15 protein-coding genes are annotated in these 17843 nt (G+C 36.7%); 5 read left to right on the top strand and 10 right to left on the bottom strand.

Going from position 1 to position 17843, the window contains the following annotated elements:
- The first annotated feature begins 19 nt into the window (after window positions 1–19).
- Together ACFSJT_RS12360 and ACFSJT_RS12355 are read left to right on the top strand one after the other, a co-directional pair.
- Entirely contained in the window at window positions 20–1912 is a 1893-nt protein-coding gene (locus tag ACFSJT_RS12360; protein ID WP_378320589.1) for a hypothetical protein, read from the top strand.
- A gap of 10 nt (window positions 1913–1922) precedes the next feature.
- Window positions 1923–3158: a mandelate racemase/muconate lactonizing enzyme family protein gene (locus tag ACFSJT_RS12355; protein ID WP_378320588.1), complete on the top strand. Its 1236-nt coding sequence runs from the start codon at window positions 1923–1925 to the stop codon at window positions 3156–3158.
- 9 nt (window positions 3159–3167) lie between these two features.
- Here ACFSJT_RS12355 and ACFSJT_RS12350 read toward each other — a convergent pair whose 3' ends face one another.
- From ACFSJT_RS12350 to ACFSJT_RS12305, 10 genes are read right to left on the bottom strand one after another with little or no spacing between them, the layout of a single operon-like run.
- The gene (locus ACFSJT_RS12350) at window positions 3168–3947 is read right to left on the bottom strand and encodes a hypothetical protein (RefSeq protein WP_378320587.1); all 780 of its coding nucleotides are present in this window, start codon (window positions 3945–3947) and stop codon (window positions 3168–3170) included.
- 9 nt (window positions 3948–3956) lie between these two features.
- Window positions 3957–5060, bottom strand: a complete 1104-nt coding sequence (locus tag ACFSJT_RS12345) for a WD40 repeat domain-containing protein (protein ID WP_378320586.1) — start codon at window positions 5058–5060, stop codon at window positions 3957–3959.
- Between the two features lie 2 nt (window positions 5061–5062).
- Complete coding sequence (locus ACFSJT_RS12340; RefSeq protein ID WP_378320584.1) at window positions 5063–6487, bottom strand: sulfatase; 1425 nt, start codon at window positions 6485–6487, stop codon at window positions 5063–5065.
- On the bottom strand, window positions 6487–7545 hold the full coding sequence (locus ACFSJT_RS12335) for a hypothetical protein (RefSeq protein ID WP_378320583.1): 1059 nt from the start codon (window positions 7543–7545) through the stop codon (window positions 6487–6489). The genes ACFSJT_RS12340 and ACFSJT_RS12335 overlap by 1 nt, the downstream gene beginning before the upstream one ends.
- Window positions 7546–7589: 44 nt before the next feature.
- On the bottom strand, window positions 7590–9425 hold the full coding sequence (locus ACFSJT_RS12330; protein ID WP_378320582.1) for a sulfatase-like hydrolase/transferase: 1836 nt from the start codon (window positions 9423–9425) through the stop codon (window positions 7590–7592).
- Window positions 9422–10825, bottom strand: a complete 1404-nt coding sequence (locus ACFSJT_RS12325; protein ID WP_378320581.1) for a sulfatase — start codon at window positions 10823–10825, stop codon at window positions 9422–9424. The genes ACFSJT_RS12330 and ACFSJT_RS12325 overlap by 4 nt, the downstream gene beginning before the upstream one ends.
- Window positions 10822–11415, bottom strand: a complete 594-nt coding sequence (locus ACFSJT_RS12320) for an SUMF1/EgtB/PvdO family nonheme iron enzyme (protein WP_378320580.1) — start codon at window positions 11413–11415, stop codon at window positions 10822–10824. The genes ACFSJT_RS12325 and ACFSJT_RS12320 overlap by 4 nt, the downstream gene beginning before the upstream one ends.
- A 5-nt stretch (window positions 11416–11420) precedes the next feature.
- Window positions 11421–12590 (bottom strand): mannonate dehydratase, encoded by a 1170-nt coding sequence (gene uxuA, locus ACFSJT_RS12315; RefSeq protein ID WP_378320579.1) that lies wholly within the window; start codon window positions 12588–12590, stop codon window positions 11421–11423.
- A 15-nt stretch (window positions 12591–12605) separates the two neighbouring features.
- The gene (locus ACFSJT_RS12310; protein ID WP_378320578.1) at window positions 12606–13421 is read right to left on the bottom strand and encodes an SDR family oxidoreductase; all 816 of its coding nucleotides are present in this window, start codon (window positions 13419–13421) and stop codon (window positions 12606–12608) included.
- 10 nt (window positions 13422–13431) lie between these two features.
- On the bottom strand, window positions 13432–15075 hold the full coding sequence (locus ACFSJT_RS12305; protein WP_378320577.1) for a UxaA family hydrolase: 1644 nt from the start codon (window positions 15073–15075) through the stop codon (window positions 13432–13434).
- Between the two features lie 118 nt (window positions 15076–15193).
- Here ACFSJT_RS12305 and ACFSJT_RS12300 point away from each other — a divergent pair, with 118 nt between their 5' ends.
- From ACFSJT_RS12300 to ACFSJT_RS12290, 3 genes are read left to right on the top strand one after another with little or no spacing between them, the layout of a single operon-like run.
- Entirely contained in the window at window positions 15194–16192 is a 999-nt protein-coding gene (locus ACFSJT_RS12300; protein ID WP_378320576.1) for a PfkB family carbohydrate kinase, read from the top strand.
- Entirely contained in the window at window positions 16192–16857 is a 666-nt protein-coding gene (locus ACFSJT_RS12295; RefSeq protein ID WP_378320575.1) for a bifunctional 4-hydroxy-2-oxoglutarate aldolase/2-dehydro-3-deoxy-phosphogluconate aldolase, read from the top strand. Before ACFSJT_RS12300 ends, ACFSJT_RS12295 begins: the two co-directional genes overlap by 1 nt.
- A gap of 1 nt (window position 16858) precedes the next feature.
- Window positions 16859–17833 (top strand): TRAP transporter substrate-binding protein, encoded by a 975-nt coding sequence (locus ACFSJT_RS12290; protein WP_378320574.1) that lies wholly within the window; start codon window positions 16859–16861, stop codon window positions 17831–17833.
- Window positions 17834–17843: the final 10 nt, after the last annotated feature.

The raw sequence follows: 17843 nt of genomic DNA, 5'->3' as shown, positions 1-17843 counted from the left end.
CATTAAAAAGTTTAGACGTGTGAAAAAGCCAAAGTTACCCATACTGCTATTTGTGTTCTTCTTTTTTGAAATAGGAAACGCGCAAAATATTTTTGATACTAATATCGAAAAAGAATACTTTGTAACGCTTAAGGAATTATGTGAGGCCTTACTGAAACAACAAAATTTAGATAAAAATAGCCTGGAGTTTGGTGGTCTTCTGGATCCTGAAAATGATATCTATTATACCAGAGCTGCCGAAGCATTGTATCCCTTTACGGTAATGTATCAGTATACCAACGATAAAAAATACCTTAGAGCCGCTATAGATTTAGGAAATTGGCTAATTACAAAACAAGAAAAGACCGGGGAGTGGATCGAAAATCCCTGGGAATGGACAGGCACTACAGCAGATCAGTTGTTAATGATGGCAGCCGCTTATCCCGAATTAAAGAAGCATCTTTCAAAAGAAGAAAAAAATAATTGGGAAACTTCTATGCGGGCTGCAGGGATGTACTTGGTTGAAAAAATGAAGCCTGATTTTGCCAGTATCAACTATGTTCCTACTTCTTCTGGAACGATGGCAATGTTATGGAAGAATGTGCTTCAGGAAGATATTTTTAAAGAAAAAGCGAAAAAACTGGCCTGGCAAACCATCGCCAAAATGGATGAAGACCAGTTTATTCATGGGGAAGCTGCACGTACTCACGGAGTAAAATATGGGGTGGATCTAAGTTATCAGATGGATATGTCGTTATGGGGGTTAACACTATACGCCCGTTTCACCGGAGACAAAAAGGTCGAGGACTACGTACGCAAATCATTATCAAAGGTGATCCATTTTGTATACCCCAACGGAATTATAAATGGTTCCTGGGGAGCCAGATCTTATAAATGGACAGGATATGGCACCAAAACAGCAGATGGTTCACAAATTCTATTTAGCTTGTTTGCTAATGAAAACTCAGCCTATCAGACAGCAGCTTTTCGTAATTTGGAATACCTGAGAACGGCTATCAAAGATGGATTAGTAGGTTATGGGCGAGATGTTTGGGCTTTTGGTAGTAAAACCGGGAAACCGAATCTGTACCCTACCTTTGCCAGGGCAAAAAACTTGGCTTTAGCCCTAGAATACGGAAACCATCAAAACGGGGAAACAAAAGCGATTCCTGCCGATCAGGGAGATTGGGTGAAATACTTTCCTACCATTAAAGTGGCCACACTTCGCAAAGGAGATTGGATGGCAACGGTCTCCTCCTATGATTACCACGATTATACCGGTTGGGGAAAAGATAAATATCGGCATTTCCCTCGTGGAGGAGCCATGTTGAATCTATGGCTAAAAGATTTTGGCATGCTTACCACTGCTTCACAAACCCAGTATGTACGTGGTGAAACGATTCATATGCCGCCGATTGAAGATTCACTTCGCTCTTTAACTCCAAGAATTGAATTTAGAAATAAAACCGGATATTTTACCAATCTATATGATACAAAGTCCCATATATTTATTGATGAGCGGTCTGATGTTATACAAATCAAAACCTCAGGAGAATTAAGTGATAAGGAATTCTTGCCCGGGGGCGTGGCCTACAAATATGATTATATAATTAAGGATCAGTCTTTAACCAAGAAAATAACAATACGCTATCATGACCGCAAACCTAACGTGCAGATTATAGAACCCATCGTACTGAATGAAGGAGTAAAAGTTATTCAGATAGATAACAAAGCAGTTCGGATTACCTCTCCTAATAGTAATGTGTTGTTTAAAATTAACGAGGGTAATGTTACGCTTGAGGTAGGAAAAGACAAAGATAAATATTGGTTTCCGTTTCCTGGATTGTATACCTATCCCATTGTAATGAAGATAACCACTCCGGCAGAAGGATTTAAGGAAGAAATAAGTTTTACGTACAGCGTAGAGAAATAAAAAACAGTGAATGATGAAAAGTTTTGATCGACGTAAATTTATAACAGCTCTAGGGCTTTCTGCTACAGCAACTGCAATAGCAACTACAAGTTCTTTTACTAATGAGCTTGTAGAGAATTCGTTAACTTTAATACCTGCAGATACACCAAGCGATATTAAAATTACCCATGTAAGCACCTTTAGAGTTAAGCGTGCTATTTTCATAAAGATTGAAACCAATGCAGGTGTGACCGGTTGGGGAGAGGCCAGCTCCAACAGTCCTATGGAAGTTGTTGAGTCTTTTATTTTGAAGACAATGCCGAAGACTATCATCGGTATGAACCCATTTGATACGGAATTGATCTGGAATAGGTTGTTTTGGGAAAATCATGATTTGGGACCTTCTGGGGCGTTGAGCTATGCTATTGCAGGGATAGATTTGGCATTGTGGGATATCAAAGGAAAAATCCTGAATCAACCGGTGTATAATTTACTTGGTGGGCGATTCCTAACCGAAGTACCTGCCTATTGTGGGATTCCGCTTAAAGGAGGAAAAATTCCTGTTGAAAAGGCGGTGGAAAGGGCATTAAAAGTAGCATCTTTAGGTTATAAGACTATTAAGTTACGTATGCAAATCAGGGAATATAATCTCAATCCGATACCTGATCCAACATTACGATATTATGAAGCGGTACGAAAGGCGCTTCCACAGGATATAGATCTTTTTGTGGATCCAAATGAGGGGTATACGGCTTCAAGAGCTATTGAAGTGGGGAAGGCATTACAAGCAATGGGGATGAAGTATTTTGAAAGCCCGGTACCTAGAGAAAATAATAAAGATTTAGCTGAAGTAGTTGATGCCTTGGACATTCCAGTGATGGCTGGCGAAAAATGTTACACCCGTTGGGAGTTCCGGGATTTGATCTTGGAAGGAAATCCGGATATTATTAATCCCGATCTTATTAAAGCAGGAGGGATTACTGAAGTTAAACGCATTGCTACCGTTGCTCAAATCTTTTTTAAACAAATAGTACCACACAATACCAAACCAACTTTAGGTACAGCTGCAGCTTTACATTTGATGGCTTCCATATCCAACGCAGGACCTTTACTAGAATATGTAGAATTAGACACTTATGATGAAGTAATGACCTGTTTTGATGCTGATCAGCACTTGAAACTTATTGATGGTAAGTTACGGGTACCCCATAGTCCCGGATTAGGGATGGAGATCAATGAAAAAAAGTTGCAACAAATAGCCAAATAATTCTCTAAACTACAACTTCAATTCGGATGTAATTATCTCCATACTTCGTTTAGGTGATGCTACATTGGGGGGATAATCAAAATAACAAAACATTTTTGGTTTTTTTCTTAAAAGAGTTTTGGTTTCCGAAGCTAAGTTTTCGATGTCTTTGTTATGGTAATTGCGATGATCTAAAATTTGTATATCGTCATTAAAGTATCTTAATCCTTTAATTTCATTTATATCTAGTGTGCCTGACTCATCTTTTTTACGATACCAATCGATAGTTTTTTCTAAACCAAAGTTGTCTTTAATATAAAGATTTAATTCCGAAAAAATTTGTTCACACTTATTTTCCGAAGCCATATTTTGATATAATAATGGTTTATACCACAACATTCCATCAAATCCAAATCCCGAGAAACACTCTTTCAATTTCCTTTTTAGGAATTTAATAGTTGTTTTTTCTGAAAGGGAGGCTACAGGTCCTAAATCTGTTATGCGAAGTTTTCCATCGGGATTTTTTAAGCAAGAACTCCTGTTTTTTACTGCGAAAACACTGGGAAACCCTGAAACACCCTCTAATATATTGCACCAACCGTCTGGCAAAAAATAGACCTTTAAGTTGTGCTTTTGAGCAATTGAAATCACTAATAGAATGTTCTCTCTGGCAGCTTTATAGTCCTGTTCGATTATATTTAGCGTCATACTGCGTGCACCTGTATTTTTGATGCGCACAATATCTTCCTCAATCTGCCAGGGAACAAACGTATAGGCATATTTTCCGAAATAGAAACAGTTGATTTCCATTTTAGCCAATTATTTTTTTAAAGCGTCGGGTGAAATCTGGTCTTTCTTGATTCCCTTGTGACGATTTTTGTTGAGGTTAGGATCTTCACCCATCCAAGCCCAGAGTTTGATCAACCCATTTTGATGCGCACTTACCAAGAAACTTCCATCTTTATTAAAATCAATATACTCTGCATGATCACCTGCCCAGACTTGTGCCGCTATACGAATTTGATCTACACTGTAATCTTTAATATCTGAAACACGATAGATAAAAATATGTGGATCATGCCCAGTGAAGGCAATATATTCTCCATTAGGATGCCAGCTTACCGTCTCAATCTTTTTTCCCATATGCGAAAAAGACTTATTAATTTTGCCTTTTTTCCAATCAATAAGATGAATAGTGCCTTTTACTGGTTTATTCTGGGCAGCAATAATCCATTTTCCATCGGGAGAAAAACCTCCGGCAGTAAAAATGACATCGCTTTCAGTAAATAATTCTTTTTCTAATGACCAATTTGAAGTGTTATATACTTTTACACCTGCATGTCCTATTGCGACAATATATTTATCATCTTCAGTAAAAAATAGTTCGTTAATGGTGCTTCCATAATTTATTTTTGCCACCTCTTTGCGTTTCTGCATATCATAGATTCCCAGGAAACCTTGCTTTTTTCCGCCTTTATCATAACTGTACTCTTCTCCGGTCGCCAGTAGCATGCTATTATTGGACCATATCAGTCCGTCGATGCCTTGATTATGCTGTATGGTTTCAACCACTTTACCGGTTCGTGCTTCGTAAATGGTAGTTTTAAAGTCTTCGCTACAGGCGGCAACGTATTGGTTATCACTAGACCAACCTACACGTTCAATCTCTGCAGGATGATAGGCTCTCCATAATTCTGCGCCGTCACTAGTACGCCACATCACAACGCTATAGTCGTATTTGGTACCACTTACTATAAATTTTCCATTTGGTGAAAACTCTGCGCTTTCAACCGAGCCAGGTTCGCCTAAGGCATCGGCCACACGAGACCAAACGGGTTCAAGGCGTAATTGATAGTCTAAATAATGTTGTTGAGCTACTCCTAATATTGGCAGAAGTAGAAATAAGAATACTTTTTTCATCATTTTTAATTTATAGTTTTATTATGTTTCTCTAATATCTCTTTGAGCTCTGTAACGATTTCGTCCATGTCAGGCAAATGGGCAATATTTTGGTTTTCGTAGGGGTCAGTTTGATGATCAAAAAGCATCTCATTAACAAAAATTCCTTTATCATCAATAAACTGCACATAGAAATAGCGATCCGAACGGACCGAAACCGTAGTTTTAAATCGGGAAAAGATATATTCTTTGCCCTTTTCTTTTATGTTTTTAAGTAAAGGCATAAAACTTTTTCCTTGAATAGTTTCAGGTTTTTGTAATCCTGTCAATTCACAAAGAGTAGGGAATATGTCTACGTATTCCACCATACCCTCAACTTTTTTACCTGATTGCATATCCGGAACCTTAATTATTAGAGGAACCTGAATTGTGTTTTGAAATGTGACGTGTTTACAAAAAAGATCATGTTCTCCAAGATGAAAACCATGGTCACCCCACAACACGATGATGGTATTCTTATCCTGACCCGTTTCTTTAAGCTTGTTTAAAACGTCACCAATCATTTGGTCAACATAAGATATACTAGCACGATAACCTCGGTTCATGCGGTGAACAATACTATCGGGTACAGGATATTTCTTCGGTACATATTGGTATTTTTTTAATTCACCAAAACCAAAGGGTCTTTTACCAGGAGCATCTTTTGGCCAGAAGCGGTTATTAGGAATTTCGATTTCTTCTTCAGGATATAGGTTCCAATATTTTTTAGGAACACTAAAAGGGAGATGGGGTCTTAGAAATCCAACAGCAAGGAAAAAAGGTTTGTCAACCTCCTTTAAACTGTCTAATACACGTATCGCCTTATTTGAAATCATACCATCAACGTATACACTATCGGGAACATCAGCTATCTCATAATAGGGACCTGCTTTATCCGGTTGGGCCTGACGGGCACGATTTTTAGGAATTACATAATCTTTTGATAAATGTGGTACTTGTGGCTGCCATGCTGGTTTAGACCAACTTTCGGGGCTGTCTTCAGGAAAATGGAATACTTTACCTAAACTAAATGTGCTGTACCCACTCTTTTTAAAATGTGCAGGGATTGTTATTGCCTCTGGAACATCTTCATCAGCTCTTGCTTTGTGGTCTACAAAACGATTTAACGCTGGATATATTCCTGTCATAATACTAGCTCGACTGGCACCACATACAGGAATGTTACAAAAAGCATTGTTAAACTGGTAACTTTTATTTGCAAGGCTATCTATATTTGGGGTTATCATTCCTTTAACCCCATATGTGCCAAGTTCCGGTCTTAAGTCATCGACAGAAATAAAAAGAATATTATAATTTTCTCTATCAGTGTTCTTTAATTCCTTTTTATCTTCCTTGCATCCAAAAAATAGAAAGGACAAGCTTAATACAATAAGAATGACACTATTTTTCATTACACAATTTTTTTTAAATGTTTAGTAATTAGCTGCATAGCCTTGTCTGGTTCTGCACAACTTCTTGGATAGTAGTAGTAAGCAAACTGATCGGCCATCGTAATAATCGTATCAAGATGTTTTTCCAGAAGTGGGTATTCTTGGATCTGAGTATTAAAATTTTCTATCAGCACCATACTTTTTAATTTTTTTTCCGTGGCTTTCTCGATGTATCGTTTTCCTACTTTACCTTCTCCAATTAAATATTTCTTTCCTCTAAAACTTTCAGGTTTTTCTGCCTTCGGGTAGGCTCTGCCATCTGCACCATAGTAATCAAGATGTCTGATTTTGGATGCCTCTTCTATAAATGAATTTGATAAATAAGGATAAGCAAAAAAGTTGATGATTTTGTTACCATGTTTATTACGAATATGATCATTTAATTTTGAAATAAATTCGCAATAATTAGCTTCGTGAGTTTCTACTGAAGGACGCTCTCCTAAAGTTTCTCTTGCGTTTGGCGCATAATCCAATTGATATGCTTTAGGTTCGTCCCAAACCACTCCATCGAGATCCCAGGTCATAAAAGCTTTGTCAAGATGTTCTATAAAAAAATTGAATACCTCGGGATAGTATATACTACAAATAGGCCCAGAACTATGAAAATAGGGTTTTCCTTTTTTGTTTAGCGACCAGGTATGCGGATTTTTGGCAGCAAAGATACTGGGCATTTTAGGAGCTCCCGCGAATACCCCAGCCCAACGCGAAGTGACAAAAAAAACTTTGATTCCTCTTTTATGTGCTTCATTGATGATAGTTTCAATATTTTGTTCTGCAGTATTGAAATCGACTTCAGAAATGGCCATAGTTAGCGCATTGGTGCCGTGATCTGCCATCCACTGCATATCGGCTGCGATATGTGCAGGATTATAATGAAAGGTATTGGCCCGATAATACAGATTGTTAATCAGGCTAGGTTTTTTATCACCTTTGGCCACATTGCAGGCATAAGGAATGCCAAGGATTGAGGTTCCTATAGCTCCTAGTGCGGTTATTTTTGTAAAATCACGTCGTTTCATTCTCAAAATACTCTAAAATTAATCAGCAATATCCCTATAACTCTTCATAATGATTTAGTTTTTAAAATATGAGTAGCTAATCTTGCATCGTACGGCAACTTTTTCCCATTTCGTTGTTCTGCTAACTGTTGCAAGCGTGGTATCATTTCATTTCCAACTTTATTTAGCAAACTAATGGTATTTAGAACCTGAACCCGTACAATTAGCTGATCGCTATTAAGTTGTTTTTGCAAATAATTTATTGCGTACTCGTATTCATTATTTCGAAATAATACTTCGGCAATTGTAATACCTACGTATGATGGTTCGTTATAGAGCAGTTTTTTTAGTGTCGCTAAGGTTTTAGAATTTAGCTTATCAGTAAATAATAAAGCCTGAACTGCCCATAATCTGATCAAAGGATTTTTACTTTCAAAATTCTTGATCAACTCATTTTGATCAACTTCATTTTTTTTATAGAAAGTTTCCGTAAGATTAATCAACTTCTCTATAGGATATGCTTCACTATGTGTATACTCATAGACCAATTGATTTTTGTTTAATTCTTGAAGCATAGCTTCAGGTATAAATCCTGCATCCCTATTTTCAACTTGCCAGTTTCTTAACGCTTCAGATAGTTTTGATTTCACATAAAAAAAAGAGGAGTTGTTTGCCAGGTTCTTTAATTGATAAGGATCCTTTGTGAGATCATATAATTCTTCGAATGGACGGGGTATGAAAAAAGTTGATTGCTCTTTATTAGTTTTTCCTTCAAGGTATGTCTTATACCAACTCTGCATTCCTTTTGCTTTCCAGAGGGTTTGTATATGGGCTCCGTAGGATCGATTTGGTAAATAATTGCGGATATATCGATAACGTCCATCGGTGACGGTACGCACCATATTGATTCGTTCATCCATTCGTCCGGCAAAGCCGAAAACCAGATTGTTGTCGTTTTCAGGATTTAAAAAAGGAGTGCCCTGAAATTGTTCGGGAATGTCTTCTCCGATCAGTTTGAATAACGTAGGAGGAAAGTCTATAAAACTTACGGGTCTATCAACTTTATCACCCTGTTTATATTTGGTTACATGTTTAAATTTTTCTGGAACTCTAACAATTAGTGGAACGTGTAACCCTTGTTGCGTAGCAAAACGCTTTGTACCGGCAACAGCACCACCATGATCACTGTAGTAAAAAATAATCGTATTTTCTGAGAGTCCTTCTTTTTCCAACTCATCGAGAATTTTGCCAACTTTGGTATCTAAATCTTGTAATCGATCATAGTACACAGCATAATCCGATCGCATTTCTGGCGTATCAGGATGATATGGATACAACTTTATGTCTTCAAGACGATGATTTCGGGGAATACTATCACGGTGTAAACGACTTTCATGGGTATCATGAAGATTGAAAATGGCAAAGAAGGGCTGTCCTTCTGGTCTATTTTTGTACGTTGCCGTTTTGCTACTTTCGCTCCAAACCTCGGGTTGATCTGTAGTATTGTAGTCTTTTTTTACATTGTTTGAAGTGTAATAACCTGCCTCTTTTAATAACTTTGGATAAAATTGGATGCTATCTGGAATCTTATAAGTCGAACGCATATGTTGCGTTCCAAGAGCTGGGGAATACATTCCGGTGATAAGCGAATTTCTAGAGGGTGCGCAAACTGGGGCATTACTATAAGCATTGGTAAAAAGAATTCCTTTAGATGCCAATCGATCTAGATGTGGAGTGGTGGCAATGCTATCGCCATAACATCCAAGCCAAGGACTGTTATCTTCAGAAACAATCCACAGAATATTGAGTCGTTCTTCTGCTGAGATTGTAGTCTTTTCAGCTTGTTTACATGAACTTGTGAGGGCAATATAAAAACCAATATATAGATAAAAATTTTTCATAGACAATCGGTTTTTACACCAAACCAAAGCTTTTGCATTGCATTCAAAGTGTTTTGATATTTAGGATTATTGACTAGATTGATAATTTCTGAAGGGTCATCGTTGTGGTCGTATAGTTCTTCAGAACCATCTATGTAACGCGTGTATCTGAAATTAATATTTCGTAAAGAAGTTCCGGCTTCACTAGTGGTAGCTACATGATTACGTTTAAGTTTTATTTCTGGGTTGATTATTAATGGAGAAATGTCTTGCCCGTCCAATCCTGCCTTTTGTGGAAGACCACATAACCTGACTAAAGTAGGATAAAGATCCAAAAGGCTTACGGGATGGTTGGTTTGCAAAGCAGTTTTAGTTTTTTCCGGAATACGAATCATTAAAGGTACTCGTGTTGATTCTTCCCACAATGAATTTTTACGCCACCACATTTTCTCACCTAAATGGAAACCATGATCAGACCAAATAACAACAATTGTATTTTTATACTGATCGCTTTCATTTAAATTATTGAGAATTCTGCCTAATTCATAATCAACGTAATGAATGGCCGCCAGGTAACTCTTAACTGCTTTTGCATGAAGGTCGTTACTTATAATTATATGATGTCCTTTTTCATTTTTTGGACTATAATTTTTTACGAAATCAGGAATGTCATCATAATCACTTGCTGACCAATTAGGGGTTTTAGTTTCTATGTTGTCAAAAGGTTTGTAAAACTTCGGGGGTATCCACCAGGCGAGATGTGGTAAACGAAAACCTACTGCAGCAAAGAAGGGTTGGTCGTGCTTTGTTTTCAGGAAATCAATAACGCCTTGAGCTGCCTTATGCTCGCCCCATTTCTCTATTGGAGCATCAACAGGCCCCCAATCAAAATAACGATAGATACTGTCGATTAATATTTTTGTTTTATGAGCAGGAAACTTCTTCGGTTTTGGCCTTCCGGAAGCCCACGTATATTCGTCCCATGGTTCTGTTCGACTGTCATTTTTGTGAAAGATTTTGCCCCATCCAGCGGTGTAGTATCCATTTTTTTCGAAATACTGGATTAAAGTCTCTGCATCAGGAACATATTTCCTGAATGGATAAAAAGCATTATTTGAAATTACCCCAGTATTTCTTGGGTCTAGTCCAGTAAGAAGACTTACTCTAGAAGGATTACAAAGTGGAGCGGAAGCATGAGCATTGGTAAAAGTCATTGCCCGATGGCTGAAGTCTTTAAGATTGGGAGTTTTAGTTTGTGGGTGTCCGTCATAAGGTTCTATCCAATCGTTTAGATCATCGATAGCAATAAAAAGAACATTCGGTTTCGTAGCTTTTTTTTCGTTTGTTTTTGAAGGTTTTTGACAACTATGAAAGATAATAAAAAGTGTCATAAGTACTGTGGAAAACATAATTCTTCTCATAATTCTTCTTTTTCACTTACGATTACTGCAAAACTAACGTGAATATTACCGGTCATAGGATCAACAATCAACTCACGTTCACGGTTAGTACCATCGCAGGTATTTTTATTACACAAATAAGAACCGCCGGCTAGTCGAATTTCATTTTGATTTTTAGGCTCTGTAATTTCCCACACATTTCCCACCAAATTTACGGTCTTAGAAGGCAATATACTATCATAGAAAACATTAATACGTCGATGATCTTTTGAGGCTATTTTCCAATATTCGCTATATGTTGGTAATCGTGTGCCCGACCATTTGCAATAAGCTACTGCATCATTGTAACTGACTTGTGTAACTGGATCGTTAGGTTTGGACGGGTACTGGCCATCAGGATATCTCCAAGTAGCATCGGTAACGATCTTAAAATCACGAACAGTCTGTTGTACCACAGACCAACCAAATTTTTCAGCATCAGTTATATAGTTAGTAGCATGTACAAATTCAGAAAAATCTTCTACGGTAACAGCTTGTATTGCTTTATAATTTTGACAGCTTGCCATCATAAAATAACTAGAAATAATTATTACGAGTTTTCTTTTCAACATAAATTTTAGTTCATTCCTGCTATAATTCCTAATTCTAGTCCACGTAACTCAGCCAATCCTTTTAAACGGCCTATTGCAGTATATCCTGGATTTGTTTTTTTGTGTAAGTCATCTAGTATTTGATGTCCATGATCGGGGCGCATTGGCAACGATTTTTTTCTTTTTTGTTGTAAGCGAATCAATTCTTTCATCACATCGTACATCGGGACATTGCCTTCTAAGTGGTTAGCTTCATAAAAGTTTCCTTCTGCGTCACGGTTAATGCTTCTTAAATGTATAAAATGGATATGATCTCCAAATTCTCGAATCATTTGAGGTAAATTGTTATCATCTCTTACTCCAAAGGAACCTGTACAGAATGTGATTCCATTATAAGGGCTATATGTTTGGGAAAGAATACGTTTTACATTGGCCGAGGTACTTACAACTCTAGGTAATCCAAATATGGGGAAAGGTGGATCGTCTGGATGTATGGCCATAAAAACTCCTTGTTCTTCTGCTATTGGAATAATTTCATCCAAAAATAATTTGAGGTTTTCTGCTAATGTATATTCATTGATATTTTGATAAGTATCTAAAGCTTGCTGAAATTGTTTTAAACTATATCCTTCTTCCGCACCGGGTAACCCGGCTATTATAGTTTTTGTTAAGGTATCTATCTCTTTTTTTGAAAGATTTTTATAATATATCTTCCCTTTTTCTAATTGTTCTTTGGTATAGTCTGTTTGCGCATTGGGTCTCTTTAGAATGAAACAATCAAAAGCGACTAATGCTTGTATCTCAAGCCTAAGTGCCTTGGCACCATTTGGAAGTTCAAATTCTAGATTTGTTCGAGTCCAGTCTAGTACCGGCATAAAATTGTAGCATATGGTATATATGCCTTGAGAAGCTAGATTTTTGATGCTTGTTTTATAGTTTTCAATATACGTTTTATAGTTTCCACTTCTTGTTTTTATATTTTCGTGTATGGGGATACTTTCTACAACTGACCAATGAAGTCCGTTATTTTCTATTATTTTTTTTCTAATATTAATTTCAGATGTGGTCCAGACTTGTCCATTGGGGATGTGATGTAACGCTGTAACAATTCCAGTAGCACCTGCCTGCTGGATGTAGGATAAGCTTACGGGATCATCAGGTCCGTACCATCGCATAGTTTGTTCTAATCTCTTCATTTTGAATCTATTTTTTTACACTCCAGAATAGGCATTAAATCCTCCATCAATCGGGATAGTAGTTCCGGTTACAAATTTTGAGGCATCACTACAAAGCCATTGTATAACGCCAAATAGCTCTTTAGGCTCTCCAAAGCGCCCCATGGGAGTATGTTCTATTATTTTATGACCTCGCTTAGTAAGACTTCCATCTTCATTAGTCAATAGATTTTTGTTTTGCTCTGTGAGAAAAAAACCGGGAGCAACAGCATTTACACGAATACCTTCTCCATATTTTTGATTACATTCTACTGCGAGCCATTGGGTCAGATTGTCAATCGCTGCTTTTGAAGAAGAATATCCCATCACACGAGTTAAAGGTCTTATTGCAGCCATTGATGATAAATTGATGATACTACCTTTTTTTTCATTCAGGAAAAGCGATAATAATGTTTTGGTGGGTAAAAAGGTTCCTAGATAATTCAATTCTATAACCTTTTGGAGCTCAGTAATATCGCAATCAAGAATTGTTTGATTGGGCATTATTACTGCACCAGGCATATTTCCTCCTGCGGCATTTATTAAAATATCAATTTTTCCGAATTCTTGATCAAGCTGTTTTTCTACAATCTTTAGTTGAGTTTCATTAGTGACATCAGCAATTGCCGAAAAAGCATTGCCTCCGTTTTTTTTAATCTCTTTAACAAGTTTTTCTACTTTTGAAACTGTTCTTCCCAAAATAACTATAATTGCTTCTTCCTGGGCCAAGTACTTGGATATGGCAGTGCCTAAAATACCAGTAGCACCACTAATCACAATAATCTTATCTTTTATTGAAAACAATTCTGACATTTAGTAATTTTTAAAGTGAAACTCCTCTTTTCCATGGTATAAAATCGTCCTGATTCAACTGCTGAGCTTTAGTTTTTTTCCTCCCGCTAGCTATTTCGATAATGAAATCGAGTAGATCTTCGCCCATTTGTTTAATTGTTTTTTGTCCGGTAATTACTTCTCCGGTATCTATATCAATGATATCTATCATCCGTTTAGCTAAAGATGTATTTGATGAAATCTTAATAACAGGGGTAATGGGATTACCTGTTGGAGTGCCCAGACCGGTAGTGAAAAGAATAATATTGGCCCCAGACCCTGCTAGTGCAGTTGTACTTTCTACATCATTACCCGGTGTACATAGGAGATTTAGACCATTTTTCTTTGCGTATTCTGCATAATCTAAGACATCTACCACGGGCGAAGTACCTCCTTTCTTGGCAGCCCCTGCACTTTTCATAGCATCTGTTATAAGACCATCTTTAATATTACCGGGACTTGGATTCATATCAAAGCCAGAATCTACAGCTTCTGCAGAAGCAGCATAAGATTGCATAAGATTGATAAATTTGTCGGAGATAGCATTGCTTTGACATCTGTTTATCAATTCTTGTTCAACTCCGCAAAGCTCGGGAAACTCGGCTAATATTGTTTTTCCTCCAAGGGCAACGATAAGATCTGATACTTGGCCAACTGCAGGATTTGAAGATATGCCCGAAAATCCGTCTGATCCACCACATTCTAACCCGATAGTTAATTTACTTAAAGGGGCAGGTTTACGTTCTGTTTTATTTGCTTCAACAAGACCAGTGAATGTCTTTTGAATAGCTTTGGTAATCATGTTTTGCTCAGTACCTTCTTTTTGATGTTCTAAATAGTATACTGGTTTTCCGAAATCAGGATTAATATTTTGTAGTTTTTCTTCAAGAATAGAAATCTGGGCATTTTGACATCCTAGACTGAGTATGGTAGCTCCTGCAACATTGGGATTAGTGACATAACCAGCTAATAACGTACATAACATCTCAGAGTCTTGTCTTGTGCCTCCACAACCTCCAGTATGAGTCAAAAATTTAATTCCGTCTACGTGTGCAAAGAGTGAAGAATTTTCAAGTTCGGGATTAGCGATTTTAGCATATTCAATGTCTATCTCTTTGCCTTGTTGATATAGATTTACCATTTGACGTACATAATTTTTGTACGGATTAGGTTTGGTAAAACCGAGTTCTTCAAGAAAGGCATATTTCATCACTTCGACATTTCTATTTTCACAAAAAACTAGAGGAATCACAAGCCAGTAGTTGGCCGTACCAACTTGTCCGTCTTTTCTATGATACCCCATGAAAGTCTTACTTTTCCACTTATTAACATTAGGTGCGTCCCAATCAGAAATGATCTCTTTTTTTGAAAAGGATGTAGTTTGATGAGCTACATTAGCAATGGTAAGCCTCGAGCCTTTTGTAATAGTAGTATTCGCTTTTCCAACCAGAGTGCCATACATTATAATCCCATCGCCCGGCAGCAAATTGTTTTTAGAGAATTTATGTTTAGCAGGTATATTTTCCAGAATTAAAATTTCTTTATTTTCATGAACTAACCTTTCTCCTTTTTTGAGATTCTTAAGCGCAACAAAAACATTGTCTCTTGGATGTATTTTCAAAATTTTATAGTTCATTCTAATTTTAAATTATTATATTGCGCAATCGATTGCACAATTTACATAAAAAAGTATAATCAAGCGTAAAAAAGATTAAAAAAAATTAAATTGTAGCAATATAAGAACCCTGTTTCCAATGAAAAAACGAATAATAACCATAGGAGAAGTTATGATGCGTTTGGTAACTAACGATCACCAACGTTTCTTACAAGCAAACCATTACAATGTTTATTTTGGAGGAGCAGAAGCTAATGTAGCGATATCACTATCTCATTTTGGCCAGGAGACTGTTCATATCACTGCCTATCCAGATAATGATTTGGGGAGGGCTGCTTATAATTATTTAAAAAAGAATGGTGTAGATACTTCATATATATCTTTTCTAGAAAAAGGAAGAATGGGTGTGTATTTTCATGAAAAAGGCAGTATGCAGCGTTCTTCGCGAATTATTTATGATCGATTCGGGTCTTCTTTCTCTCTATTGAAAGATAGTGATTTTGATTGGGATGCTATTTTTGAAGATGCTAGCTGGTTGCATTGGACAGGAATCACACCTGCCATTTCTGAGTCTGCCTCCAGTCTCTGCAAGACTGCTATTCAAAAAGCCAGAGAAAAAGGAATAACAGTTAGTGGTGACATCAACTATAGAAGAAATCTTTGGCAATATGGGAAACGTCCTTTGGATATTATGCCAGAGCTTATAGCGAATACTGATGTTATCATTGCAGGGCTTTCCGATTTTGAAAATTGTATAGGTATTAAAAAGGATAGTTTTGAAGAAGCTTGTAACGAAACTCATAAAAGGTTTCCAGAAATTAAGACTATAGCCGTGACACGCCGAATATCTATTTCTGCATCAGAAAACAAATTGTCTGCTTTACTATATGATAAAGGACAGTTATACATATCAAAAGAATATGAAATGTCGAATATGGTTGATCGTATAGGTGGTGGAGATGCATTTATGGCAGGACTCATTTACGGGTTATTATTTAAAAACAAACAGGAGGCTTTAGAATTTGCTCTAGCAGCTTCAGTACTTAAACATTCAATTCCGGGAGATGCCAATTTGGTTACCGTTGATGAAGTGAATCAATTAGTTAAGGAAGAGAATTTAGGAAGATTGTTAAGGTGATGAAAAAACACAGTATCACAAATATCATTCAGATTATGGAAAAAACAGGCATGATTCCAGTTTTTAATCATAGCGATATTGATGTCTCCAAACAGATTATAAATGCTTCATACGATGGAGGAGTGCGAGTATTTGAATTTACCAATCGAGGAGATAATGCCATTGAGGTTTTTACAGAGCTAGCAAAATATTCAAAAAAATATGAAGACTTAATCTTGGGAGTAGGTACCATTTTTGATTCAAAAACTGCTAAAATTTTTTTGGATGCAGGGGCTCAATTTATTGTTTCACCTGCACTGGTAAAAGAATTGGCAAATTTTGCCAATGAAAAAAATGTATTATGGATCCCTGGTTGCAGTACCGTAACTGAAGTATATTGTGCTACCAAATTGGGGGCCGAGCTCATTAAAGCATTTCCAGGAAATATGTTAGGTCCTGCTTTTGTTAAAGCTATTAAATCTGTACTTCCTGGGATTAAGATTATGCCTACTGGTGGTGTTTCTCCCAACAAAGAAAATCTTAAGAATTGGTTTGAGACTGGGGTCAGTTGTGTTGGAATGGGTTCACAACTGTTCAAAAAAGAGTTTATAGAGACTAAAGACTACATTGAACTATCCAAAGTGATTAGTGAAACCCTCGAAATTATAAAAAGTTTTCGCAATTAATATGTATCTAAAATTAGTGATTAGTGTTCTTGGAGTTTTATTATTGTTTTCTTGTAAGAAAGAGAACGATATTAAAACTTTACGATTAGCTCATGGTCTGGATACCAAGCACCCAGTTCATAAGGCTATGGTGCACTTGGGGGAAAGATTAGAGGATAAATCTCAAGGAAAGTTAAAAGTTGAAATTTATCCTAGTGGGCAGCTTGGTGGCGAACGAGAGTGTTTGGAGCTATTACAAATAGGAAGCTTGGACATCACAAAAGTTTCTGCTGCAGTACTAGAGAATTTTGTTTCAGAATATAAAATATTTAGTATCCCTTATATATTTAGAGATAAATCCCATAGTCATCTGGTATATGATAGTGAAGTAGGAGAAAAATTTCTATTGAAAGGAGAACCTTTTAGGCTTAGAGGATTATCTTTTTATGATGCTGGCAGTAGGAGTTTCTACACGAAGAAAAAGATGATTAATTCTCCAGAAGATCTAAAAGGATTAAAAATAAGAGTTCAAAAAAGCAATATGGCGGTATCAATGGTACAGCAATTAGGTGGATCACCAACTCCAATCTCCTGGGGAGAGTTATATACCGCTTTGCAACAAGGTGTTGTAGATGGTGCAGAGAACAATTTACCAAGTTTTTATTCTTCAAAGCATTATGAGGTATGTAAATTCTACAGTTTTGATGAGCATACTGCAGTACCTGATATTTTATTAATTGGCACTGAAAGTTGGGGTAGATTGTCCGAGCAAGAACAAAAATGGTTACAAGAGGCTGCAAATGAGTCGGCTGTTTTTCAGAGAAGAGTATGGGAAGAATCTGAAAAAATATCCTTAAATGCCATCAAAGAATCAGGGGTTGAGGTTAGTTATCCTGACAAGAAGCCTTTTATCATCAAAACAAAAAAAATAAAAACTATGTTTAGTAATAACGAAGAAATTATGCGTCTTATAAAAGAGATAAAGGCAATACAATGATGCGAGCAAC

Source organism: Aquimarina celericrescens, from assembly GCF_042682765.1.
Taxonomy (GTDB): domain Bacteria; phylum Bacteroidota; class Bacteroidia; order Flavobacteriales; family Flavobacteriaceae; genus Aquimarina; species Aquimarina celericrescens.
This window is presented reverse-complemented; position numbering and strand designations above follow the sequence as displayed.